Source organism: Pseudomonas sp. R25(2017) (assembly GCF_002112565.1).
Classification (GTDB): Bacteria; Pseudomonadota; Gammaproteobacteria; order Pseudomonadales; family Pseudomonadaceae; genus Aquipseudomonas; species Aquipseudomonas ekonensis.
Genome location: NZ_NEHZ01000003.1, coordinates 255,099 through 276,646, shown reverse-complemented (window position 1 = coordinate 276,646; position 21,548 = coordinate 255,099). Strand labels below are relative to the sequence as shown.

The window sequence follows — 21,548 nt, the reverse complement described above, 5'->3', positions numbered from 1 at the left end:
CGTCCGACCTGCTGCGTCCCCTATCCGCGGCAGGCCAGGCGGGGGCTTTTCGTCTGCCCCCCCCGCGGGCTCAAGGGCTGCGTGACACCGCCACCGAACAGAGCCGCCAGGCCGCAGGCCGCCGATGGGCGTAGCCCAGGGTGACCGCCGCCGTGGCGTAGTCTCCCGCCGAGGCAGCCTGAGCCGTCCAGTACTCGGGGATCGAACGGTCGTAGTTGTGGGCGGCGTCGAACGCCCCGGTCGGCCAACCGTACCCGCGCACCAAGTCGCCCCATTCCGGGTACAGCGCCCCCGGATACCGCAGCAGGTAGCCACCGTTGAGTTCCGGCGGCCTGGGCAGCGCCACGCCGTGACCGTTCGCATAGCGCTCCGCCGAAGCCCAATCCATATGGCACGCCAACGCGGTGAACCAGAGCGTCGCCTGGGGCTGCGTGTACTGCACGCTCTGGCCCCCGGCATCCTTGATGGTGAACGTCACCGGGCCATGCCCCCTGAGCGTGACCTCGCCGGTGCCGGCGCCGATCTCGGCCCGGCCCGGCTCGGCGCTGCTGAACGCGAACGGGGGCGTCCCGCCGGCCATGTTCAGCCTGTAGCGCGCACCGCTGAAGCCGGTGCGGGGAAACCCGCTGTCCGCCGCGAAGGTGAAGGCATCGGCCTGAGGCGAGGCGGTGAGTGAAGCGACCCGCAAGACCTTGCTCTGCGGATCGAACACCTGATCGGCGGGATCGAACACGAACCGCGCCTGGTGCGCCGGCGTCTGCGGCAGCTCGATGCGGATGATCGGCAGCCTCAGTCCGCTGCGGTCATAGAAGTCCTGCTGGTCGTACTGAGCCGACGTCAAGCCGCCGCCGGTGTAGTACAGCGCCTGGATCGGCAACTCCCCGGGGATGTCCTGCGGCCAGGTCGCCAGCATCAGCTCGTTGCGGCTGTGGAAGGCCACATCCTGGTGCAGGGTCATCACGCGCAAGGCCTGGTAGAACGCGTCCGCCGCCGCGTCGTTCATTTGGTCGCGCACATCGAAACTGCACTGGTAGTGGCCCTGCGCGACGCCGGGCCGCACCGTGTGGGCCATCCATTGCTCGGCGGTGGTGATGCCCTGCGACTGGCAGCGCCGGCTCTGCTGCGGGTAGGCGCGGTGGGCACCGCAGCCGGGGTTTTCGCGGTCGAACGTGGCGCCGTCGATGGGAAACACGCAAAGCACTTCGATGTGACGCTTGCCGACCGGCGTATCCAGGATCGGGTGGAAAACGAAACCGTGGTCGTAGGTGGAATCGATCTGCCGGTACTGCGAGTCGCGCCGCAGGTACGAAAACGACAGCCCCCCCTTCTCCACGGCAATCGGGCTGGGGTTCCAGAAGTGGTATTGGGTGGAATGGATCGTGCCCCGGAACAGAATGCCGGCGCACAGGAACGCCGGTTTCGAGGCGCTGCCGCAATCCTTTCGGGTGTCGGCGTACCGGTCGGCCAGCGCCGTTGCCACGGCCTCGCCCTGCTTCTGGAAAGCCGAGCGAGGGTCGGAAGACAGTCCGTCGAGCGTCGAGGACTGGCAGGCTGCCAGCAGCAGACAGGCCCAACAGATCAGATAGCGTCCCATACGTCCTCCGGTACCGGCCGTGTACGCTATCCAACACCGGCTCCGCCGCGACGGCCACTGTCAGAAATTACAGTCCCGACCGGTGGCGCTCCCGTTGTCGATCCGAAAGGGGTGTCGTTCCAGCCTCTTCGTCGGGTCGATGCCCGGAGAAACGTTCCTGGTCAGGTCCTGCGCAGCCTCGACCGGCGCCATCGCCAGCAGGCTGGCTCCCACCGGGAATCTCGGCCGAATGCTGCCTCCTTGGCCTGCCCGCGAAGGGGCCGGACCTGGCGCCGCACACCACTTGCCAATCGCCAACCCCCTCTACGCTTAGGTAGGATGGCCTTCCATCCCTGCGAGGTTGCGCGACATGTTCATCGGCGTCCTGCTGGTCATCACCTGGCTGATCCTGCTGCTGCGCTATCCCGCCAAGGCCTTGCCGGTGTCGGCGGCGGCGGCCGTCGGCCTGGGGCTGGTGGCGATGTGGGTGGTGTGGCTGGACAACCGCGAGGTCAAGCAACTGGCGCGCCTGGAGCTGCGCATCGCCTATGCCCCCGAACAGTGTCCCGCCGACCGTCCGTTGCAGCTCAAGATGAACAACGGCAACGACGTGCCGCTGACCGAGCTGCGTTGGCGCATCGCCGCGTATGCGCCGGGCGACACGGTCAACCTGGCCGACAACCAGTACACCGCCCCGCGCTACCGCGGCCCCGGCGAACTGCAGCCCGGCGGCAACTGGGAAGACTGCCTGCCGCTGCCGCCGCTGCGTCCCGGCTACCGCCCGCAGACCCTGGAGTTTCGCGCCGAGCGGTTGCAGGGTAGTTTCTCCGACTGATCCCCTTCACGTCTGCCTCCTTCACCTCTGCATAAGGAATGCGCCATGCCCGTTGCACTGATCACCGGTTGTTCCAGCGGCATCGGCCGCGCCCTCGCCGACGCCTTCAAGGCCGCCGGCTATGACGTCTGGGCCAGCGCGCGCAAGGCCGAGGACGTCGCCGCGCTGAGCGCCGCCGGCTTCACCGCCGTGCAGCTGGACGTCAACGACGGCGCGGCGCTGGAGCAGTTGAGCGAGCGGCTCAACCACGAGCGCGGCGGCCTCGACGTGCTGATCAACAACGCCGGCTACGGCGCCATGGGCCCGCTGCTCGACGGCGGCGTGGCGGCCATGCAGCGCCAGTTCGAGACCAACGTGTTCTCCATCGTCGGCGTCACCCGCGCACTGTTCCCGGTGCTGCGCCGGGCCAAGGGGCTGGTGGTGAACGTCGGCAGCGTGTCGGGTGTGCTGGTCACGCCGTTCGCCGGCGCCTACTGCGCCTCGAAAGCAGCGGTGCACGCCCTGAGCGACGCGCTGCGCATGGAGCTGGCGCCGTTCGGCGTGCGGGTGATGGAGGTTCAGCCGGGCGCCATCGAATCCAGCTTCGCCAAGAACGCCGGGCATGAGGCCGAGCAACTGATCACCGAACAGTCGCCGTGGTTTCCGCTGCGCGAAGGGATCCGGGCGCGGGCCAAGGCATCCCAGGACAAGCCGACCCCGGCCCGGGACTTCGCCGCCGAACTGCTCAAGGCCGTGCAACAGGCCAAGCCGCCCCGGCTGATCCGCATCGGCAACGGCAGCCGGGCGTTGCCGTTGCTGGCGACCTGGCTGCCCAAGGGTCTGCTGGAATCGACGCTGATGAAGCGGTTCGGGTTGCGCGCAAGCCTCTGACGGCGGCCGGCGAAATGGCCGAACCGGCCGGCCCAGACCGTCGACCCGGCCCTGGCGCTCATCAACACATCTTACTGTCCCCTGTGGCGAGGGCGCTTGCTCCCGCCGGGCTGCGCAGCAGACCCGTTTTTAGGGCCGCTGCGCGCCCTAGCGGAAGCAAGCACCCTCGCCACACAACGGATCATTGGCCGTCGGTCTGCTTCACCACCACCGTGCAGGTAATGCCCGCCGCCAGCAGCACCCCTTCCGGCACCTCGTCGATGTGAATCCGCACCGGCACCCGTTGGGCCAGGCGCACCCAGTTGAACGTCGGGTTGACGTCGGCGATGAGCTCGCGGCTTTCCGGGTTGTCGCGGTCGTAGATGCCGCGGGAAATGCTCTCTACATGGCCCTTGAGGACTTCACCGCTCATCAGTTGCATGTCGGCCCGGTCGCCCACGCGCACGTGGGGCAGCTTGGTCTCTTCGAAGAAGCCGTAGACCCAGAACGAGTTCATGTCGACCACGGCCATCTTCGCTTCGCCGATGCGTGCGTAGTCGCCGCGGTGAACGTTGAGGTTGGTCACGTAGCCGTCCACCGCCGCCCGCACTTCGGTGCGTTTGAGGTTGAGCTCGGCGGCCTCCAGCTGCGCCTGGGCGTGCTGGTAGTCGGCCAGGGCCGAGTCGGCGATGTTGCTGGCGTCGTCGCGGTTTTCCTTGGAGATCACCAGGTTGTCCAGGTCGGCGCGGCGGTGGGCGTTGACCTTGCGCATCTCCCACGTCGCCTTGCGCGAGGCCACCAGGGCCTGCGCCTGCTTGACCGCCAACCGGTAGTGCTCGGGGTCGATCTGCATCAGCAGGTCGCCCTTCTTCACCAACTGGTTGTCGCGCACCGGCACATCGACCACCTCACCCGTGACGTCGGCGGCGACGTTGATGATGTCCGCCCGCACCCGGCCGTCGCGGGTCCACGGGGTGTTCATGTAGTGCTCCCACAAGGTGCGGCCGATCCACAGCGCCAGAGCCAGCACCAGCAGGGTCGCGAGCAGGCTGAAAAACTTTTTCATCAAGACCTTCTTCAGAGTTGGAGAGTCAGCGGTAGACGGTCAGCGCCATCGCGCCGAACAGACAAGTGAACAGGCTCAGGCGCAGCAGCGCCGGGTGCCAGAAGAAGCGGTACAGGTCGAACCCCGACAGGAAGCGGTCTAGCGCCCAGGCCAGTGCCGCGGCGACGAAGAACATCAGGGTCATGGTCGGCATGTACACGCCGTGGAAGGCGATTTCACGGGGCATGGGCAAGTCCTTCGGGCTTGGCGGCCGCGTAGGCGGCGAGCGGTGATTGCGGGTCGAGCAAGGAAGTGCGGATGAAGTGCAGGTAGCTTTTCACCCGGCGCAGCGCCGAGGTGTCGAAGTGCGGCGCGAACGGTTCGTCGGTGGCGGCGACACGGCCAATCGCGTGATCGACCGCCACCAGCGCCCGCTCCAGGTTGCTGGCGTTGGGTTGCAGGAACAGCCGCACCAGCGCCCGACCCATCACGCGGATCGACTGGCGCCACGGCTGGGACTCGGCGTACGCCGGGTGCACCGGCAGGATCGCCTGCTCCTTGCGCAGCTCGATGATCGCGTGGCCGACCTCCAGCACCACGAACATCCAGCGCAGCAGTTTTTTCTGCACCAGCGGCTGACCGGTCGCCAGGCCGTAGGCCTGGTGCATCAGATCGCGGGTGCGGCTTTCGAAGCCCGAGGCCAGGCCCTTGAGCTTGCCGCTGATCGCGTACACCACTTGGCCGCGCAGGTCCTGCTCCAGGCGCTTCCACAGCCAACGGCTGTTGGGCGGCAGGATGATCGCCCCGGCGGCAGCGCACACCAGCATGCCCATGACCATGGCGATGTAATCGTTGATGAAGGTGTACGGGTTGTAGATGGTCAGGTTGTCCGGCACCGAACCGGTGCTGAAAAAGATCAGCAGCCCGAGGCCGACCCCGGCGTACTGCGGGCGCGACGCCAGGAACGAGCCGAGCACGATCACCGGGGCCAGCATCACGCACAAGAGCGGGAAACCGTCGATCCACGGGAAGATGAAGAACATCTCGACGAAGCCGATCAGCGCCCCGAGGAACGTGCCGCAGGCCATCTGGAACGCCATGCGCTTGGGGTTCGGCGTGGCAGCGGACAAGCCCACGGTGGCGGCGGCGATCAGGGTCATGGTCGCGCCGCTCGGCCACGCGGTGGCCACCCAGTAGCTGCCCAGCACGATCAGGATGAACGAGGCGCGGATCCCCGAAGCGGCCGCCGCCCACCAACTGGTCTGCGGGGTGAACGGCTCGTCCCAGCGCTCGCGTTCGTGGCGGTGGTCGGCCAGGGACGCGTGGGTCTGTGCATAACTGTGCAGGTCGTCGACGAAGCGGTAGAGCAATTCGTACGCAGTGTGGAAATCCAGCAGCTCGGCCTCGCTCGGGCCGGTCTCCTGGAACGCCGTCCGCAGGCTGCGCACCCGTGTCGGCAAGCCTTCCTTGTAGGCTGCGAGCGCCGTCGCCAGGCGCGCCGCATCGGGGCTGGTCAGGGACCTGCCGCTGAAGCCGTCGAGCACTTCGGCCAGGTCCTGCAGGCCCGGCCTGATCGCCGCCACGACGTGTTCCTCGCCGTTGCCGCGCAAGCGCTCAAGCAACTGATGCAAGGCGTTGAAGCGGGTGGTGATGCCCATGAATTCGCTGTTCAGGCGGCTCAGCCGGCCGTTGCGCCGGCGCATGTGCGGGTCTTCGAACACGGTCACGCTGCGCAGGCCTTCCAGGCCCACGGCCTCGGCGATGAAGCGCACGTTGCTGGCCTCGAACGACTCAGGCTTGCTGCGCCCGCGCAGGCCGTCGGTGACGAACAGGGCGAACACGCCGAAGCGCTGGTACAGCGCGTTGCGCATGGCGGCGCTGGCGGTCTGCGGCAGGATCGCGGCGCTGACCAGGGTGGAGCAGAGAATCCCCAGGGAGATTTCCAGCACCCGCCACACCGCCGCCATGAACGCGCCGTCCGGGTGCGCCAGCGCCGGCAGGCCGACCATCGCCGCCGTGTACCCGGCCAGCACGAAACCGTAGGCGCGGAAGTTGCGGCAACGGGCGGCGCCGGCCGAGCAGATGCCGACCCAGATCGCCAGCGAACCCAGGAACAGTTCGGTGTTCTGGGCGAACAGCGCGATCAGCGTGACCATCATCGCCGACCCGGCCAACGTGCCGAGGAACCGGTAGAAACTCTTGGCGAACACCTGGCCGCTCTGCGGCTGCATGACGATGAACACGGTGATCATCGCCGTGCGCGGCTGCGGCAGTTCCAGGCGCATCGCCAGCCACAGGGTGAGGAACGCGGCGATCAGCACCTTGAAGATGTAGACCCAGGTCACGCCGTCGCTGCGTGCCCAGTCAAAGAAGCCCCGGCGCCATTCCAGGGAGTGCAGCCAGCGCAGGGGGGCGGGCATGGGAGTCATTCGAATACGCTCAAGAAATCAGTCTGGACTCAGAACCTGTGGGCGCTGGCTTGCCAGCGAAGACGGCGTCACGTTCAACAGTGAGGTCGCCTGATCCACCGCCTTCACGGGCAAGCCCGCTCCCGCACCGAGGTGTGTTCACCGCAGCAGCGCCGGGGTTTTCGGGGCCTGGGTCTGCGCAGCCGTCGGCACATCGTTGCCCGCACCGAGCCCGCCGCCCAACGCCGTCACCAATTGCGCATGGGCGCTCAGGCGCGCCGCCTGCACCTGCTGCTGCACCTGTTGCTGCTTGAACAGCAGGGTCTGGGCGTTGAGCACGTTGAGGTAGTCGGTGAGCCCCCGCCGATAGGCGACCATCGCGATGTCGTAGGTCTTCTGCGCGGCGGCCACGGACTCGGCGGCGAAGGTCTGCTGCTTGTCCATCGACTCACGGCGGATCAACTGGTCGGAGAGGTTCTTCAGCGCGTTGACCAGGGTCTGGTTGTAGTGCGCCACGGCGATGTCGTAGCCGGCGGACGCCTCACCCAGTTCCGCCCGCAGCCGCCCGCCGTCGAAGATCGGCAGCGAGATCGCCGGCCCCACGGTGTAGTTGAGCTTCTTGCCGGTCAGGAACTCCAGCGCCCCGCCGCCGGTGGCCATGTAGCCGAGGCTGCCGACCAGGTCGACGTTGGGATAGAACCCGGCGTGCGCCACGTCGATGCCCCGGGCCTGCGCCGCCACCTGCCAGCGGCTGGCGACCACGTCCGGACGCTGGCCGAGCAGTTCGGCGGGCAGCGCCGACGGCAGCTTCAGCGCCGTGCCCAGGGACAGGGTCGGCCGCTGCAACTGCGCGCCCTCCCCCGGCCCCTTGCCGGCCAGCGCGGCGATCTGGTTGCGGCTCAGGGCGATGGCTTCGTCCAGCGCATCCAGTTGCCGGTGGGTTTCCGGCAACGGCGTTTCGGCCTGGCTGACTTCGAAATGGGTGCCGATCCCGCCGTTCAGGCGCTTCTGCGCCAGGTCCAGAATCTGCTGTTGCTGGGCCAGCGTCGCGGCGACGATGTCGCGCTGGGCGTAGTGCAGCGACAGCTCGATGTAGGCCAGCACCAGGTTGTTCTGCAGTTCGAGCCGGGCCTGCTGCGCCTCGGCCGCCGTCATGTGCGCCAAGTCCACCGCCCGTTCCGTGCTGTTGCGGTCGCGGCCCCAAAGGTCCAGGTCGTAGCTGAAGCCCAGCGCGGCGTTGTTGTCCCAGGTGGTGGTGTTGGCCAGGTCGCCCGGGCCGTAGAACGGATCGGTCGGCCAGTTGTGGCGCTTGAGCGTGGACTGGCCGTTGACCTGCAGCGACTCGGCGGCTTCGGCCGCACCGGCCATGGCCTTGGCCTGGCGCACCCGCGCGGCGGCCATGGCCAGGCTCGGGCTGCCTTGCACGGCGAGGTCGATCCAGCGGTTCAGTTGCGGGTCGCCGAAGGCTTGCCACCATTGCGCGGCGGGCCAGTTTGCGTCACGGGCGGCGTGGGCGATGGCCTCGTCGGTGGCCAGTGCGTTGGCCTCCAGCGCCTTGCCCTGCGGGGCGATCCCGCCGGTTCCGATGCAGCCGCCAAGACCCAGGGTAAAAGCCAGAACACTGAGCGGCAAAAGCGCTCTGTTGATGCGACGCGGCACTGCTGCGACTTCCTGAAAGAGGGGAAAAGCGGGGAACCTGTGGGAGCGGCGACGGAGCGGTCGCCTGCCGGTGCGGTAGCACACCCGAGCGCCGGATCCGTTGACCTGGCGCATGCGCAAGCACGCCCCATTCCCACTTCGGCGCAATTCTATGAGGGCGCCCGGACCGCGATAAGCTGGGATTCCTGTGAATCTTTGTTACCGTTAACGAGATAATCCCTAAGTCGGGGGTCTCGCCTTTGAAACTTCATGTCACAATTTGCCATCTCCCTTGAGAGCACCCCATGGACACATTGCAAAACATGCGTGCCTTCAGTTGCGTGGCCGAGGCCGGCAGTTTCACCGCCGCCGCCGTGCAGCTCGACACCACCACGGCCAACGTCTCGCGCGCGGTCTCCAACCTTGAGGCCCACCTGCAAACCCGCCTGCTCAACCGCACCACCCGGCGCATCGCCCTGACCGAGGCCGGCAAGCGCTACCTGCTGCGCTGCGAGCAGATCCTGGCCTACGTGGAAGAGGCGGAAGCCGAGGCCAGCGACGCCCACTCGCGCCCGGCCGGGCAGCTCAAGGTCCACACCATGACCGGCATCGGCCAGCACTTCGTCATCGACGCCATCGCCCGCTACCGCAAGACCCACCCGGACGTGACCTTCGACCTGACCCTGGCCAACCGCGTGCCGGACCTGCTCGACGAGGGCTACGACGTGTCCCTGGTGCTGGCCAGCGAACTGCCGGACTCCGGCTTCGTCTCCCAGCGCCTCGGCATCACCTACAGCATCGTCTGCGCCTCGCCCGCCTACGTGAAAGCCAACGGCTGCCCGCAGAAGCCCAGCGACCTGCTCAACCACGCCTGCCTGCGCCTGGTGAGCCCGGTCATCCCCCTGGAGAAATGGGCCTTCGACGGCCCGGAAGGCCAGGAGATGGTGACCATCAACAGCTCGCCGTTCCTGGTGAACTCGGCCGACGCGATGAAAACCGCGATCATCAGCGGCATGGGCATCGGCGTGCTGCCGGTGTACGCCGCCATCGAAGCGCTGCGCAACGGCTCGCTGGTGCGGGTGATGCCCAACTACCGCTCCCAGGAGCTGAACCTCTACGCCATCTACCCGTCGCGCCAGTACCTGGACGCGAAGATCAAGACCTGGGTCGAGTACCTGCGCGGCTCGCTGCCGGAAATCCTCTCGGCGCACCAGGCGGAACTGGCGGCCTATGAAATGAGCGGCAGCCTGGGCGGCGTGCGGTTGGCGAACTGAGTTCGGCGTCCTACAGACGGGGTGTTTTTGGCGGATGTTTCCGACAGGTTTTGACGGTTGTCGGTCGGAAATGCGCTGGATAGGCTTTGGGGGTCGCTGACAGATTCAGTGACCGGGCTTGGTCGTCCGGGTTTAGAATGGCGCGCTTTTCAGCCTGCTTAATGGCGAGCTGTGCGTGGGAGGGCTAACGGCCCTGCCGGGTTTCCATTCCCTGGTCGACCAACCCGCGTACGGTTCGCCACCCCACTGCTTGGTCGCGGTGCGTGGCGGACTCCACATCCCGAATGGAGCTTCACCATGTTCAAACCCACACCGAACCCACCTGCCGCCGACAGCACCTCCCCCTACGAATCCACCGATTCGCGAAAACTCCACGACGCCGCCGAACGTGCGCTCGACCACTACCTCAACCCCACCCAGCCTTCCGCCCGCCGTCCGGGCCGGATGTTCATGGTCGACCCGGCCATGGACGACGAAAGCCTGCTGGTGCACGCCAGCGCCTCCCTGGCCTCGGCGGGCACCCTGACCAGCCAACTGGCCGAGCAACTGGGCACGGCGCAGCGCGACACGATCCTGGCGATCCAGCAGGTGATCATGCTGGCCGGGCTGTCGGTAAACCGGGTGCTGGACAATGTGAAGGTTCAGCCGGGGCACAGTTGATTCACCCTTGTGGGAGCGGGCTGTGCACATCAGGTAGAGATTGGTTGGTTGCCAGGCCGTCATCGCCAGCAGGCTGGCTCCCACAGGGGACTGAGGTGGTCTGGGAGGAATTGGACGGCTGTCAGGCCGCCATCGCTGGCAAGTCGAATTGTCGCACCGCAGCTCCCACAAATATCCCGGTGCCCACAAAATCCAGGCACACCACAAAAACCTGTGGGAGCCGGCTTGCCGGCGATGGCGGTGGGTCAGTCACCACAGATGTCGGCAGTGCCGGCCCCATCGCTGGCAAGCCAGCTCCCACAGGGATTGAGGTGAGCTGGGAGGGATTGGTCGGCTGTCAGGCCGCCATCGCCAGCAGGCTGGCTCCCACAAGCATCCCGGTGCCCACAAAATCCAGGCACACCACAAAAACCTGTGGGAGCCGGCTTGCCGGCGATGGCGGTGGGTCAGTCACCACAGATGTCGGCAGTGCCGGCCCCATCGCTGGCAAGTCGAATCGTCGCACCGCAGCTCCCACAGGGAATTGTGTCGGGCAGTCAGAAACAGGTCGGCTGTCAGGCCGCCATCGCGCACGTATCAAAAGGCCGAGTGTCAGCTCGCCTCGCTTTTGATCTTGATCTGCCGGCCCCTTCGGAAGGCTGAGCGGAGGGGTTCATCCGGGGGTGGGCGCGCAGCGCCGTTTGGCGCAGCCAAACACATCGGAAGGAGGTGCAGCGAAGCAAACCGTAGCCGATGCCCCCGGATGAATCCCGGAGCGAAGGAACCCCGAGCCTCAGCGAGGGGCCGAACGCCGGGGCCAGCGTTTTTGGTTACTTTGGGCTGGGCCGGCATTCCGGCGTTTGCCAAAAGTGACCCGCCGTAAGGGCGGAACCGCCAGCGGCAACACCCGCAGAAACGGATATTCACCCAAACCCAAAACCCCAAACGCCCAGCCCCCAGAGCCCTCCAAGACAACCCAAAACAGAAATGTTAGCGTGCTCAGCAATCCCGCCCCGCCGAGCCCGAAGCAATGAAAAAAACCGTCCTGGCCTTCAGCCGCATCACCCCGCCCATGATCGAACGCCTGCAACAGGACTTCGACGTCATCGTGCCCAACCCGAAGAACGGCGACATCGCCGCCCAGTTCAACGAAGCCCTGCCCCACGCCCACGGCCTGATCGGCGTCGGCCGCAAGCTCGGCAAGGCCCAACTGGAAAACGCGGCGAAGCTGGAAGTGGTCTCCAGCGTGTCGGTCGGCTACGACAACTACGACCTGGCCTACTTCAACGAACGCGGGATCATGCTCACCAACACCCCGGACGTGCTCACCGAAAGCACCGCCGACCTGGCCTTCGCCCTGATCATGGCCAGCGCCCGCCGCGTCGCCGAACTCGACGCCTGGACCAAGGCCGGCCAGTGGCAGGCCAGCGTCGGCGCCCCGCTGTTCGGCTGCGACGTGCACGGCAAGACCCTGGGCATCGTCGGCATGGGCAACATCGGCGCCGCCGTGGCCCGGCGCGCACGCCTGGGCTTCAACATGCCGATCCTCTACAGCGGCAACAGCCGCAAGACCGCGCTGGAACAAGAGCTGGGCGCGCAGTTCCGCAGCCTGGATCAACTGCTCGCCGAAGCCGATTTCGTCTGCCTGGTGGTGCCGCTCAGCGACCAGACCCGCCACTTGATCAGCCACCGCGAACTGGCGCTGATGAAGCCGGGCGCGATCCTGGTCAACATTTCCCGAGGCCCGGTGGTGGACGAGCCGGCGCTGATCGAGGCGCTGCAGAACAACCGCATCCGCGGTGCGGGGCTGGACGTCTACGAAAAGGAACCGCTGGCCGAATCCCCGCTGTTCCAGCTGAAAAACGCCGTGACACTGCCGCACATCGGCTCGGCCACCCACGAAACCCGCGAGGCGATGGCCAACCGTGCGCTGGCCAACCTGCGCAGTGCGCTTATGGGCGAACGGCCGCAGGATCTGGTGAATCCGCAGGTCTGGAAAGGCTGACGGCCGCCGCCAGGGCCTGCGCGCAAGCGTCACGCCCTGGCATCACCGGCTCATCGGATGGGCAACTATCGATTTGAACCGAACAATGACCCACACAACTTGAAAATCACTCCTTCCCCTTTGCGATTTGCGCCCCGATAGACTTCCGCCCATCAGCCTTACTTATGAAAGGCACAATGAACGGAGAATAAAAAAGTGGGAACCCTTACAACCTCGCAAATCATCAGAAGAAGCAAAGTTGCCATAGTCTTCATGGTCGGTGCCTTTGGCGTGCTGATCGTCTTCAGCAACTTGACCGACTACCAGTCCAACTACATCTTCCTCGGCCATATCCTCAGCATGGACACCACCGGCAGCCACCTGACCTACCGGGCGATCACCTCGGACATGATGCACCACCGGATCTACTGGATGATCATGACGCTGGAGACCATATTCACGTCGTCCTGCCTGCTGGGCTGCTATCAACTTTTCCGACAGTTGAACGCCTCGCCGGAACAGTTTCACGAAGCCAAGAAATACGCCGTGCTCGGTTTCCTCGTGGCACTGTTCGTTTATTACTTTTGCCTTCAGGTAGTTGGCAACGAGTGGTTCGACATGGATCAGTCCAATGATTGGAACGCCATGATGTGGGCGCAAAGCATTGTCGACTTTCTGATACCGGCGTTGATCTATCTGGTATTGAAAGTCGACAGTTGAAGCGGCTGTTTCAATGCGCAGGCTTGGCGAACCCGACACTCACAGGCTTGGGTTTGCGAAACACCAGCACGTTGCCCAGCATCACCAGCACCAGGCCGGCCAGCGCCGGCGCCGTCCACTGGTAGCCTTCGGCAAACGCCGAGACGTTCAGCGCCACCACCGGGAACAGCACCGTGCAATAGGCGGCGCGTTCCGGGCCCATGCGGCCGACCAGCGTCAGGTAAGCGGTGAAGCCGATCACCGAGCCCGGGATCACCAGGTACAGCAGCGCGCCGATGTAGCGCGGCGTCCACTCCATGTCGAACGGGATGCCCTTGACCAGACACCACAGCGACAGCATCGCCGCGCCATAGGCCATGCCCCAGGCGTTGGTGGTCAGCGGTTTGAGGCCGGCCTTCTGCTGCAGGCTCGACAGCATGTTGCCCGCCGAGAAGCACAAGGTGCCGCACAGGGCCAGCCCCAGGCCGAGCAAGGTCTGCGGGCTGGCGTGGTGGCCGGCCAGTTCCGGCCAGAACAGCAGCCCCAGCCCGAACAGGCCGAGCCCGCCGCCCATCAGCACGTTGCGGGCGATCCGCTGGCCGAAGAACACCCGGGCGTTGAGGGCGTTCCACAGGGTCGCGGTGGAGAACACCACGGCGACCAGGCCGCTGGGGATCCATTGGCTGGCCGTCAAAAAGCACATGAAGTTGACGCAGAACAGGCACAGACCCTGCGCCACGCAGATCAGATGCCCGCGCCGGTTCATCGGTTGAAGGCGGCGGCTGAGCAGCAGCAGGACGAACAGCACCAGTGCCGCCAGGCCGAAGCGATAGACGATCGACACCGGGATCGCCACCACGCCCAATTGCCATTTCAAGGCAATCCAGGTGGTGCCCCAGATCAGCACGGTGAGCAGGTACAGCGAAAGGTTCATGGCGGACTCTCCTCGGTGGGCGTTCAGTGTCCGCCCCGCCCTTGACCGGCGCTTGCATAAACTTGCGCTTTTGTCCGGCGACGGGCTGGCAGCGCCGGCGCCACGGAGTAGGATGCAAGGCGTTGGAGAGAACCGAACATGGCCGCACTCGATACCCTGCAAGTCTTCAAAGCCCTCAGCCGCTCGCCGAACGCTCGCCTGGAGCACAGCGCCGAGCTCGGGGACGGCTTGTCCGCCGCGCTGTGGAGCAATCACCACGACGCCCAGGAATACGAGGCGCCCAGCCACCACACCCTGTCCTGCTACATCGCCGGCGGCACCGGCACCTTCCGCCGCGGCCAGCCCGGCAACAAGGGCGCACCGGACAAACTGTGCATCCTGCCGGCCGACCACGAGTCCGGCTGGGTGATCAACGGCGACATCCGCCTGGCCCACCTGTATTTCAGCGCCGAACAGTTCGCGTTGGGTTGCGTCACCCTGCTCGACCGCGAGCCACGGGAGATGCAGCTGCGCGAGCAGACCTTCCTGGACGATCCGCAGCAAGCCCTGCGCTTTCGGCAATTGCTCACCCTCGACTGGGACGAGCCCGGCGAGCGCCTGCTGACCAGCAGCCTGGCCCACGAACTGATCAGCCACACCTTGCTCAGCCAGGTCGGCGCGCGTTCTGGGCTGCGGCTCAAGGGCGGGCTGGCGCCGCATCAGCGGCGGCTGCTGGTGGGCTTCATCGACAGCCACCTGGGCGACCCCATCAGCCTCGGGCAACTGGCGGGGCTGTGCGCCTTGTCCGAATACCACTTTGCGCGGATGTTCCGCACCAGCTTCGGCCTGCCGCCGCACCAGTACGTGCTGGCGCGGCGCCTGGGCCGGGCACGGGAACTGCTGCGGGGGACAGGGTTGCCGCTGGGCGAGATCGCGCTGGCGTGCGGTTTCGCCAGCGCCAGCCACTTCACCAACCGGTTCCGCCAGGTGATCGGCGCAACGCCGGGTGAGTACCGTCAGGCGTTCTTGCGTTAGGCGGTGGAGGGCCGTTGCCTGAGCGAGCCTGCTCGCGATGAACGATGACGCGGTCGCGGATCAGAACTCCAGGGTGCTCGACAGCGAGATCTGCCGCGAATCCCCCATCGACACAAAGAACCGGCTCGCCGCCGAGGTGTAGTAGGTGCGATCGAACAGGTTCTTCACGTTGAGCTGGAACTTGACCTTCTGCCCGTCCAGTTGCGTGTCGTAGGTGGCGAAGGCATCGGCCACGGTGTAGCTCGGCAGTTCGAAGTCGTTCACCGCGTTGCCCGCCCGCTCGCCGACGTACCGCGCCCCGGCGCCGACCCGCAGCTGGTCGCCGCCGATCACGCTGCCGAAGTCGTACACCGCCGACAGCGACCCTGTGTTCTTCGCCACATTCTGCAGGCGGTTGCCTTGGTAGTCCGGGTCCTTGGTGACCTCGGCGTCGGTGTAGGCAAAGCTGCCGATCAGGCTCCAGCGGTCGTTCAGCTGACCGGTCAGGTCCACTTCCAGCCCCCGTGAGCGCACTTCGCCGGCGGCGCTGTAGATCGTGGTCGGGCCTTCGGCGTTGGCCACCAGCACGTTGCGCTTCTTGATGTCGAACAGCGCGACGTTGCCGGTGATGCGGCCCGGCATGTCAAGGCGCGCGCCCAGCTCCCAGGACTTGGCCTGTTCCGGCGCGATGCTGCCGTCGAGCACGGTGCTGCTGCCGCTCAGCGGGGCGATGGTCGAGTTGGGCTTGAACGATTCGGTGTAGCTGCCGTAGAACGACAGCGCGTCGGTGTAGCGGTACACCAGCCCGGCGCGCGGCACCCATTTCTGGCCGTTGCTGTCGGTGTTGGCCTTGAACGGCACGCCTTTGCCGGCGTACTGGTCGTAGGTCTGGAAGCGCCCGCCGGCCACCAGGATCCACTGGTCGTCGAGGTGGATCGAGTCCTGCACGAACGCCGAATCGCTGCGCAGCAGGTCGGTCTGGGCCGAGTCCGCCGGGCTGACGGTGGTGCCCGCGACCTCGCGGCCGTACACCGGGTCGACGTAGCTGAAGGTGCTCCGGCTTTTCTGGCGGATCAGGTCTTCGCGGTAGATCTTGCGGTACTCGTCGTCGACGCCGAACACCAGGTCGTGCTGCAGGCCCAGCACGTTGACCTTGCCTTCGAGGCTGGCGGTGGCGAAGCGGTCGGTGCTGATCGCGTTCTGGGTGCCGTCCATGCTGCGGGTCAGCGTGCCTTTCCTGGTGTCGATGGCGGTCACGCGCACTTGGCTGGCGTCGTAGGTCTCGCGGTTCCAGCTGTAGCCGAAGTGGGCTTTCCAGTCGTCGTTGAGCTCGTGGTCGGCCTCGAAGTGGTAGAGATCGGAGCGGCCTTCCATGTTGTTGAACGGCTCGTCCAGACGCTCGTTGCGCGAGATGTCCAGCGGGTGGTTGGTGCGCGGGTCGATCAGCGTGCCGCGGTCGAACGGGGTGAGGAATTCCCGGTGCTCGTAGGCGAACAGCAGCTTGGTGCGCTCGCCGAACCAGGCCAGCGACGGCGCGATGAGGGTTTCGCGGTGGGTGCCGAAGTTGCGCCAGTAGTCTTCGTCCTCATGGTCCAGCACCATGCGGTAGGCCAGGCCCGACTCGCCCAGCGCGCCGGTGCTGTCGAAGCCGCCGCCGCTGCCGTTCTTGCCGTCGCCGTAGGTGGAGCCGCGCAGGGTCAGGGCGTTGTACGGCGTCAGCTCCGGTTTCTTGCTGACCAGGTTGACCACCCCGCCCGGATCCTGAATCCCGTACAGCAGCGAGGCCGGCCCCTTGAGCACTTCGACCCGGTCCACCGTGGCGTTCATGCCGCGCCCCTGCACCAGCGGCATGCCGTCGCGCATGATCGAGCCGTTGCGGTTGTCGCCGAAGCCACGGGTCATCACCGAATCCTGGGTGCTGCCCAGGGTATTGCCCTGGGTGATGCCGCTGACGTTGGCCAGCGCGTCGTCGAGGTTGCGCGGCGCCTGGTCGCGGATGACCTGGGCCGGGATCACGTTGACGGTCTGGGGAATCTCCTGCAGCGACGCGGACGAGCGCATCACCGAGCTGGTGGCCGGCGGCTGGTAGCTCATCGGCTGGGCCGCCACCGAGGTGATGGTGGTGGCGCCGAGGTTCAGTGCGCCTTCGGTGGGCGCAGGCTCCAGCGCCAGGGTGTGGCTGTCGGTGCGGCGCAAGGTCATGCCGGAGCCGCTGAGCAGGCGTTGCAGGGCCTGTTCGGCGCTCATCCGGCCGTTGACCGCCGGCGCGGTGAGGCCGTAGGGCGCCTCATCGGTGTAGACCACGCTCTGCCCGGTGAGGCGGCTGAAGTCGCTCAAGGCCTGGGGCAGCGGCTTGGCCGCCAGGTTGAAACTGAACAACGGCTGCGCTTGGCTGCCGACGGCCTCGGCGGCCAGCGCCACACCCGAAGGCAGCAAGGCCAATGCCGAAAGACTCAATGCAGACACGCTGAACCACTGTTTGACCGAACCCGACTTTGCCCTGGACTTCATTGCTCATGACCTGTGTAGAACCGCAACGGATGCGAATGACTCGCAGTTTCTGTCACTACACGGTTGCTGCCCGGAATTACCTCACCGGTTTCTTGAAAATATTTTCTGAGAAGGTGTTGGCCGTGCTGCCGCCATCGCCAGCAGGCTGGCTCCCACCGTTTTTGGTGGTGTGCATAGATCTTGTGAACACCCGAGATACTTGTGGGAGCTGGCTTGCCAGCGATGGCGGTGGATCAGGCAACAGAGATGCGGGCATTACCGGCCTCAGCGCTGGCAAGCCAGCTCCCACAGGTTTTCCCGGCGCCCGCAAAATCCAGGTACACCGCTGAACCTGTAGGTGCTTGCCTGCAAGCGATGAGGCCGGTGGCTTCAGCGCAGGATGATCAGTTGCCCCAAGATCCGGTGCTGCTCGAACCCCAGCACCCCTTGCAGGGAGTCGAGCACCGCCTGCGGATCCTTGCCGGGAAAGCTGCCGCTGACCTTGCGCGCCGCCAGCCCGTCGTTGAGCAACAGGATCCGCCCGGGGTAGTAGCGCCGCAGGTCCTGCACCACGTCAGCCAGGCTCGCCTTGTAGTAGTTGAGCCAACCCTGACGCCAGGCCAGTTGCGCTTCGCTGTCCACCGCCCGCAGGGGCTGGGCGGTGCCGTTGGCGTAGGCCGTTTGCTGGCCGGCGGTGAGGATCTGCTGCGGCGCCTCCCCGCCTGCCGTCACGCCGACCCGCCCGGACAGCACCGTGACCTGCGCGCCATGGGGTTGCAGGCGCACTTCGAACTGGGTGCCGAGCACCCGCGCCTGGCCTTTTTCGGCGTCGACCACGAACGGCTCGCCGGTGTGGGTCACGCTGAAGAACCCGGCGCCCCGGCGCAGCTGCACATGCCGTTCGCCCTGGCTGAAATCCACGGCGATGGCGCTGTCGGCGTCCAGGGTCACTTGCGATTGGTCGGCCAGCGTCACCGTGCGGATCTCACCGGGGGCCGAGACATAATCCGCGCCCAGGTCATCGACCCAACGCTGCGGCTGCCAACCGCTGCCCAGGCCGACCATCAGCACCAGGCACGCGGCCAGCGCCAGCGCGGGGGCCCAACGCCGCAGCGGCGCACGGCGCGGGCGGTCCATGGCGTCGAGATAGCCCTGCAGCGCCAGCGCCTCCTCATCGGCCAGCGTACGCGCCGGCCCCTCGCTCATTTCCCAGACCACCTGCGCCCGGGCATAGGCCTCGGCGTGGGCGGGGTCGGCGCGCAGCCACTGGCTGAACGTGAGTGGGTCGCCGGTGCTGGGGCGGTCATGCAGCAGGCTCAGCCAGGCAAGGGCCGTCTGTTCCTGCTCGGGCGTCGGCGTGACGCGGTCGTTGGGGTTCACGGTGCATTCCCTGGCGTGCGTGGCGCGGGTTCGCGCAGGCTGGCCTTGCAGGCCTCGAGGGCGCGCATCATATGTTTTTCCACGGCGCTTTGGGACAGGCCCATGGCTTTGGCGATCTCGGCGTACTTGCGCCCGTGGATGCGGTTGAGCAAGAAGATCTGCCGGGTGCGCTCGGGCAAGGCGCGCAACGCCGCCTCGACATGGCGCAGGTCGTTGCCCGCCTCCAGCGCCGCCTGGGGCTCGCTGCCGGTCGCCTCTTCCGGCTGCCAGCCTTCGCTGTGCCGCAGCCGCGCGCCCTCGCTGCGCAGATGGTCGATGGCGATGTTGCCGGCGCAACGCAGCAGGTAGGTGCTCAGCTCCTCGACCTGCACCAGGGGCCGGCGCCAGAACCGCAGGAACAGATCCTGCACCAGGTCTGCCGCCGTGGCCCGGCAGCCGACGCGCCGGTTCACCAGCGCTTCCATCTGCGAACGCTGGGACAGGAACACCTGAAGAAAATGCGCACGCGCCCCGCGCGGCTCATCGTCGCGGGACTCCGGCGGCAGGCTGACCAGCATCTCAGCTCAGACCCCAGACGGCGGCCGGGCTGGCGAGCAGGCCGAAGGCGGCCAGCGCCAACGCCAAACGCGGGCGATAAGGCAGAAGAAACACCAGCGCCAACCCACTGGCCATCAGCACGGCGAACCAGTCCACCAGGCCGAAGCCCCAGCCCTTGCCGGCCACCGCCGACCAGAGCGACAGGCCCAGCAGCCCCCAGCCGGCGAGCTTCAGGCCCCGGCGGCGGCGCAAGGACGGTTTGCGGCCGAGCAGATCGTCATGGTGACGCGCCATCGACAGGCACAGGGCCGTGAAGCCGCCGTAGCACAGCAGGAACGTCGCCAGCATTCAGTGCGCCCCCGGTTCGAGGACGGCCGGGCGCACCGTCTCGCGACGGGGCCGGCCGGCCTTCGCGGCGAGCCCGACGCGTTGCGTTTTCCTGGCGGCCCAGGCCAGGAACAGGCCGGCGACCAGGCAGGTGAGGTCGAACCCGACCAGCGTCCAGTCGCCCTGCTCCAGCGCGGCAATCTGGTAACGGCCGGCGGTGCCCCAATCGAGCAGCGGCAGCGCGGCGAACAGCACGGCGGCCGCGCTCAATTGCTCGACCCAGGCCTGGCGCCCGCAACGCAGCGCCGCATGCGCCACACTCAAACCCCAGACGATGAAGAAGGCATTCACTTCCCAGCCGGCCCTGGCGGGCAGATCCAGCGGCAACGCCCGGTTGGCCCAGAAGAACGCCGCCACCGCCGTCACCAGACCGGCCATGCCGGCGATGTTCAGCACCTCCACCAGCCGCAGCCCGAACGGCGCGGTGCCCTTCTTGGCATGCTGGAGTTGGCGCTTGCCGAACCAGATCATCAGCCCGGTGCCGATCATCGCCGTGCCCGCCAGTCCGCAGAAAAAGTACAGCCAGCGCAGCGGCGCCCCGGCGAACCGGCCCATGTGCAGGCCGTAGAAGCCGCCGGCGACCGCCATCGGCAGCGACTGCTCCGGCGTCTGGCCGAGCAGTTGCCCGGTGACGCCGTTGAAGCTCAGCTCACGCCCATAGTCATACACCACGCGGTCGCGGCTGGAGCGCGTCATCACCACGGCGGCGTTCGCATCGCCGGGGTTGTCCACCGTCACCCGCGCCACCTGCCCGCCCGGCCAATATTCGCCGGCCCGGGCCAGCAGCGGCGCCAGCGCTGGCAGCGTGGCCGGCTGGCCGGCGTGTTCGGGGAGCGGCACCTGCGGAAACACCTCTTGGTAAAACGCGCTGACGTCCTTGCCGTAGGTGGCCAGGATGCTGGCCGGCATCACCATCGACATGAAGATCACCAGGCTGCTGTAGGTGATCATCAGATGGAACGGCAGCACCAGCACGCCCACCGCGTTATGGCCGTCGAGCCACGAGCGCTGGCCCTTGCGCGGGCGGAAGGTGAAGAAGTCCTTGAAGATTTTCTTGTGGGTGACGATGCCGGTGATCAGGGCGATGAACATCACCATGGCTGCGGCGGTCGCCAGCCAGCGGCCCCAGGGATAGGGCATCTGCAGCTGAAAGTGGAAACGGTAGAAGAACTCGCCGCCCGCGCTCTCCCGGGGCTGCACGGCGGCACCGGTCTGCGCGTCCAGGGTCGCCCGGGTGAAACGGCCGCGCTCGCCGGGAGCCGCCGGCGCCTGTTGCCAGCGCACAGTCAGGCCGGGATCCCGGGCGTCGGGCAGATCGATCACCCAGCGCGAGGCGTCGGCGGCGTGGCGTTGCAGGTAGTGCTGGGCCTGGGTCAGGCTCGCCTCGGCGTTGAGCGCGCGCACGGGGATTTCCGGCTGCATCCAGCGGCTGGTCTCGTCCTTGAAGTAGGCCAGGGTGCCGGTCAGGAAAATCGCGAACAGCAGCCAGCCGAACACCAGGCCGCTCCAAGTGTGCAGCCAGGCCATCGACTGCCGGAAACCTTCCTTCATACGTAGCCCAGGCCCCGGGCCACGCCGGTGACGGTCGCCAGGATCACGCTCGGCGCCAGCAGCCCGACCCATGCCGACCACGCCGTGCGGCAGGCGAAGCACCAGAGCACGGCCACCAGGTAGACGAGGAACGAGACGGTCATGCCGGTCACCACGGCTTCGCCGCGCTCCAGCGGCAGCCACAACGTCAGCGTGACGCTGGCCAGCGCCGCGACCAGATAGCCGCCCAACACCGCCGCCAACACCCTGGAGGTGACGGCCAGACGATAGGACATGGGAAGTGCGGCGAATTTGCCTTTCATGTTTCGACCCTGAAACGAAAACGTCCGACC

19 protein-coding genes are annotated in these 21,548 nt (G+C 66.8%); 7 read left to right on the top strand and 12 right to left on the bottom strand.

The genetic code is table 11. The annotated features are described in order from the left end of the window. Window positions 1–70: 70 nt before the first annotated feature. The gene (locus CAG31_RS28070) at window positions 71–1,594 is read right to left on the bottom strand and encodes a hypothetical protein (RefSeq protein ID WP_139831350.1); all 1,524 of its coding nucleotides are present in this window, start codon (window positions 1,592–1,594) and stop codon (window positions 71–73) included. A gap of 349 nt (window positions 1,595–1,943) precedes the next feature. On the opposite strand from CAG31_RS28070, the gene CAG31_RS05735 reads away from it, so the two are divergent. Further along, a complete protein-coding gene (locus CAG31_RS05735; RefSeq protein WP_085578759.1) occupies window positions 1,944–2,408 on the top strand; it encodes a multidrug transporter in 465 nt (154 codons plus the stop codon). 45 nt (window positions 2,409–2,453) lie between these two features. Then, complete coding sequence (locus tag CAG31_RS05730; RefSeq protein ID WP_085578757.1) at window positions 2,454–3,278, top strand: SDR family oxidoreductase; 825 nt, start codon at window positions 2,454–2,456, stop codon at window positions 3,276–3,278. Between the two features lie 181 nt (window positions 3,279–3,459). Here CAG31_RS05730 and CAG31_RS05725 read toward each other — a convergent pair whose 3' ends face one another. From CAG31_RS05725 to CAG31_RS05710, 4 genes are all read right to left on the bottom strand, one after another. After that, a complete protein-coding gene (locus tag CAG31_RS05725) occupies window positions 3,460–4,323 on the bottom strand; it encodes an HlyD family secretion protein (protein ID WP_085578755.1) in 864 nt (287 codons plus the stop codon). A gap of 25 nt (window positions 4,324–4,348) precedes the next feature. Further along, on the bottom strand, window positions 4,349–4,549 hold the full coding sequence (locus tag CAG31_RS05720; protein ID WP_003221811.1) for a DUF1656 domain-containing protein: 201 nt from the start codon (window positions 4,547–4,549) through the stop codon (window positions 4,349–4,351). Further along, window positions 4,539–6,731, bottom strand: a complete 2,193-nt coding sequence (locus tag CAG31_RS05715) for an FUSC family protein (RefSeq protein ID WP_085578753.1) — start codon at window positions 6,729–6,731, stop codon at window positions 4,539–4,541. The genes CAG31_RS05720 and CAG31_RS05715 overlap by 11 nt, the downstream gene beginning before the upstream one ends. Before the next feature lie 138 nt (window positions 6,732–6,869). Continuing rightward, a complete protein-coding gene (locus tag CAG31_RS05710) occupies window positions 6,870–8,369 on the bottom strand; it encodes an efflux transporter outer membrane subunit (protein ID WP_085578751.1) in 1,500 nt (499 codons plus the stop codon). A 284-nt stretch (window positions 8,370–8,653) separates the two neighbouring features. Here CAG31_RS05710 and CAG31_RS05705 point away from each other — a divergent pair, with 284 nt between their 5' ends. The 4 genes from CAG31_RS05705 to CAG31_RS05690 all read left to right on the top strand — a co-directional run bounded on the left by CAG31_RS05705 (window position 8,654) and on the right by CAG31_RS05690 (window position 12,965). Beyond that, window positions 8,654–9,622: a LysR family transcriptional regulator gene (locus CAG31_RS05705; protein WP_085578749.1), complete on the top strand. Its 969-nt coding sequence runs from the start codon at window positions 8,654–8,656 to the stop codon at window positions 9,620–9,622. Between the two features lie 297 nt (window positions 9,623–9,919). Beyond that, window positions 9,920–10,282 carry a DUF6124 family protein gene (locus CAG31_RS05700; RefSeq protein WP_085578747.1) on the top strand — a complete coding sequence of 121 codons (363 nt, stop codon included), beginning with the start codon at window positions 9,920–9,922 and terminating at the stop codon, window positions 10,280–10,282. A gap of 1,009 nt (window positions 10,283–11,291) precedes the next feature. After that, complete coding sequence (locus CAG31_RS05695; RefSeq protein WP_085578745.1) at window positions 11,292–12,266, top strand: D-glycerate dehydrogenase; 975 nt, start codon at window positions 11,292–11,294, stop codon at window positions 12,264–12,266. 195 nt (window positions 12,267–12,461) lie between these two features. Further along, the gene (locus CAG31_RS05690; protein ID WP_085578743.1) at window positions 12,462–12,965 is read left to right on the top strand and encodes a DUF2165 domain-containing protein; all 504 of its coding nucleotides are present in this window, start codon (window positions 12,462–12,464) and stop codon (window positions 12,963–12,965) included. Between the two features lie 10 nt (window positions 12,966–12,975). On the opposite strand, the gene CAG31_RS05685 is transcribed toward CAG31_RS05690, so the two are convergent. Beyond that, on the bottom strand, window positions 12,976–13,878 hold the full coding sequence (locus CAG31_RS05685; RefSeq protein ID WP_085578741.1) for a DMT family transporter: 903 nt from the start codon (window positions 13,876–13,878) through the stop codon (window positions 12,976–12,978). A gap of 138 nt (window positions 13,879–14,016) precedes the next feature. Between CAG31_RS05685 and CAG31_RS05680 the strand changes: the two genes are divergently transcribed. Beyond that, entirely contained in the window at window positions 14,017–14,892 is an 876-nt protein-coding gene (locus CAG31_RS05680; RefSeq protein WP_085578739.1) for an AraC family transcriptional regulator, read from the top strand. Between the two features lie 60 nt (window positions 14,893–14,952). Here the strand turns inward: CAG31_RS05680 and CAG31_RS05675 are convergent, their stop codons facing one another. From CAG31_RS05675 to CAG31_RS05650, 6 genes are all read right to left on the bottom strand, one after another. Next, window positions 14,953–17,382 (bottom strand): TonB-dependent receptor, encoded by a 2,430-nt coding sequence (locus tag CAG31_RS05675; RefSeq protein WP_085578737.1) that lies wholly within the window; start codon window positions 17,380–17,382, stop codon window positions 14,953–14,955. Window positions 17,383–17,751: 369 nt separating this feature from the next. Continuing rightward, the gene (locus CAG31_RS05670; RefSeq protein WP_085578735.1) at window positions 17,752–18,741 is read right to left on the bottom strand and encodes a FecR family protein; all 990 of its coding nucleotides are present in this window, start codon (window positions 18,739–18,741) and stop codon (window positions 17,752–17,754) included. Further along, a complete protein-coding gene (locus tag CAG31_RS05665) occupies window positions 18,738–19,298 on the bottom strand; it encodes an RNA polymerase sigma factor (RefSeq protein WP_085578733.1) in 561 nt (186 codons plus the stop codon). Before CAG31_RS05665 ends, CAG31_RS05670 begins: the two co-directional genes overlap by 4 nt. Before the next feature lies 1 nt (window position 19,299). Beyond that, on the bottom strand, window positions 19,300–19,626 hold the full coding sequence (locus CAG31_RS05660) for a DUF3325 domain-containing protein (RefSeq protein ID WP_085578731.1): 327 nt from the start codon (window positions 19,624–19,626) through the stop codon (window positions 19,300–19,302). Then, on the bottom strand, window positions 19,627–21,216 hold the full coding sequence (locus CAG31_RS05655; RefSeq protein ID WP_085578729.1) for a PepSY domain-containing protein: 1,590 nt from the start codon (window positions 21,214–21,216) through the stop codon (window positions 19,627–19,629). Next, window positions 21,213–21,518, bottom strand: a complete 306-nt coding sequence (locus tag CAG31_RS05650) for a DUF3649 domain-containing protein (RefSeq protein WP_085578727.1) — start codon at window positions 21,516–21,518, stop codon at window positions 21,213–21,215. The genes CAG31_RS05655 and CAG31_RS05650 overlap by 4 nt, the downstream gene beginning before the upstream one ends. Between the last annotated feature and the right edge of the window lie 30 nt (window positions 21,519–21,548).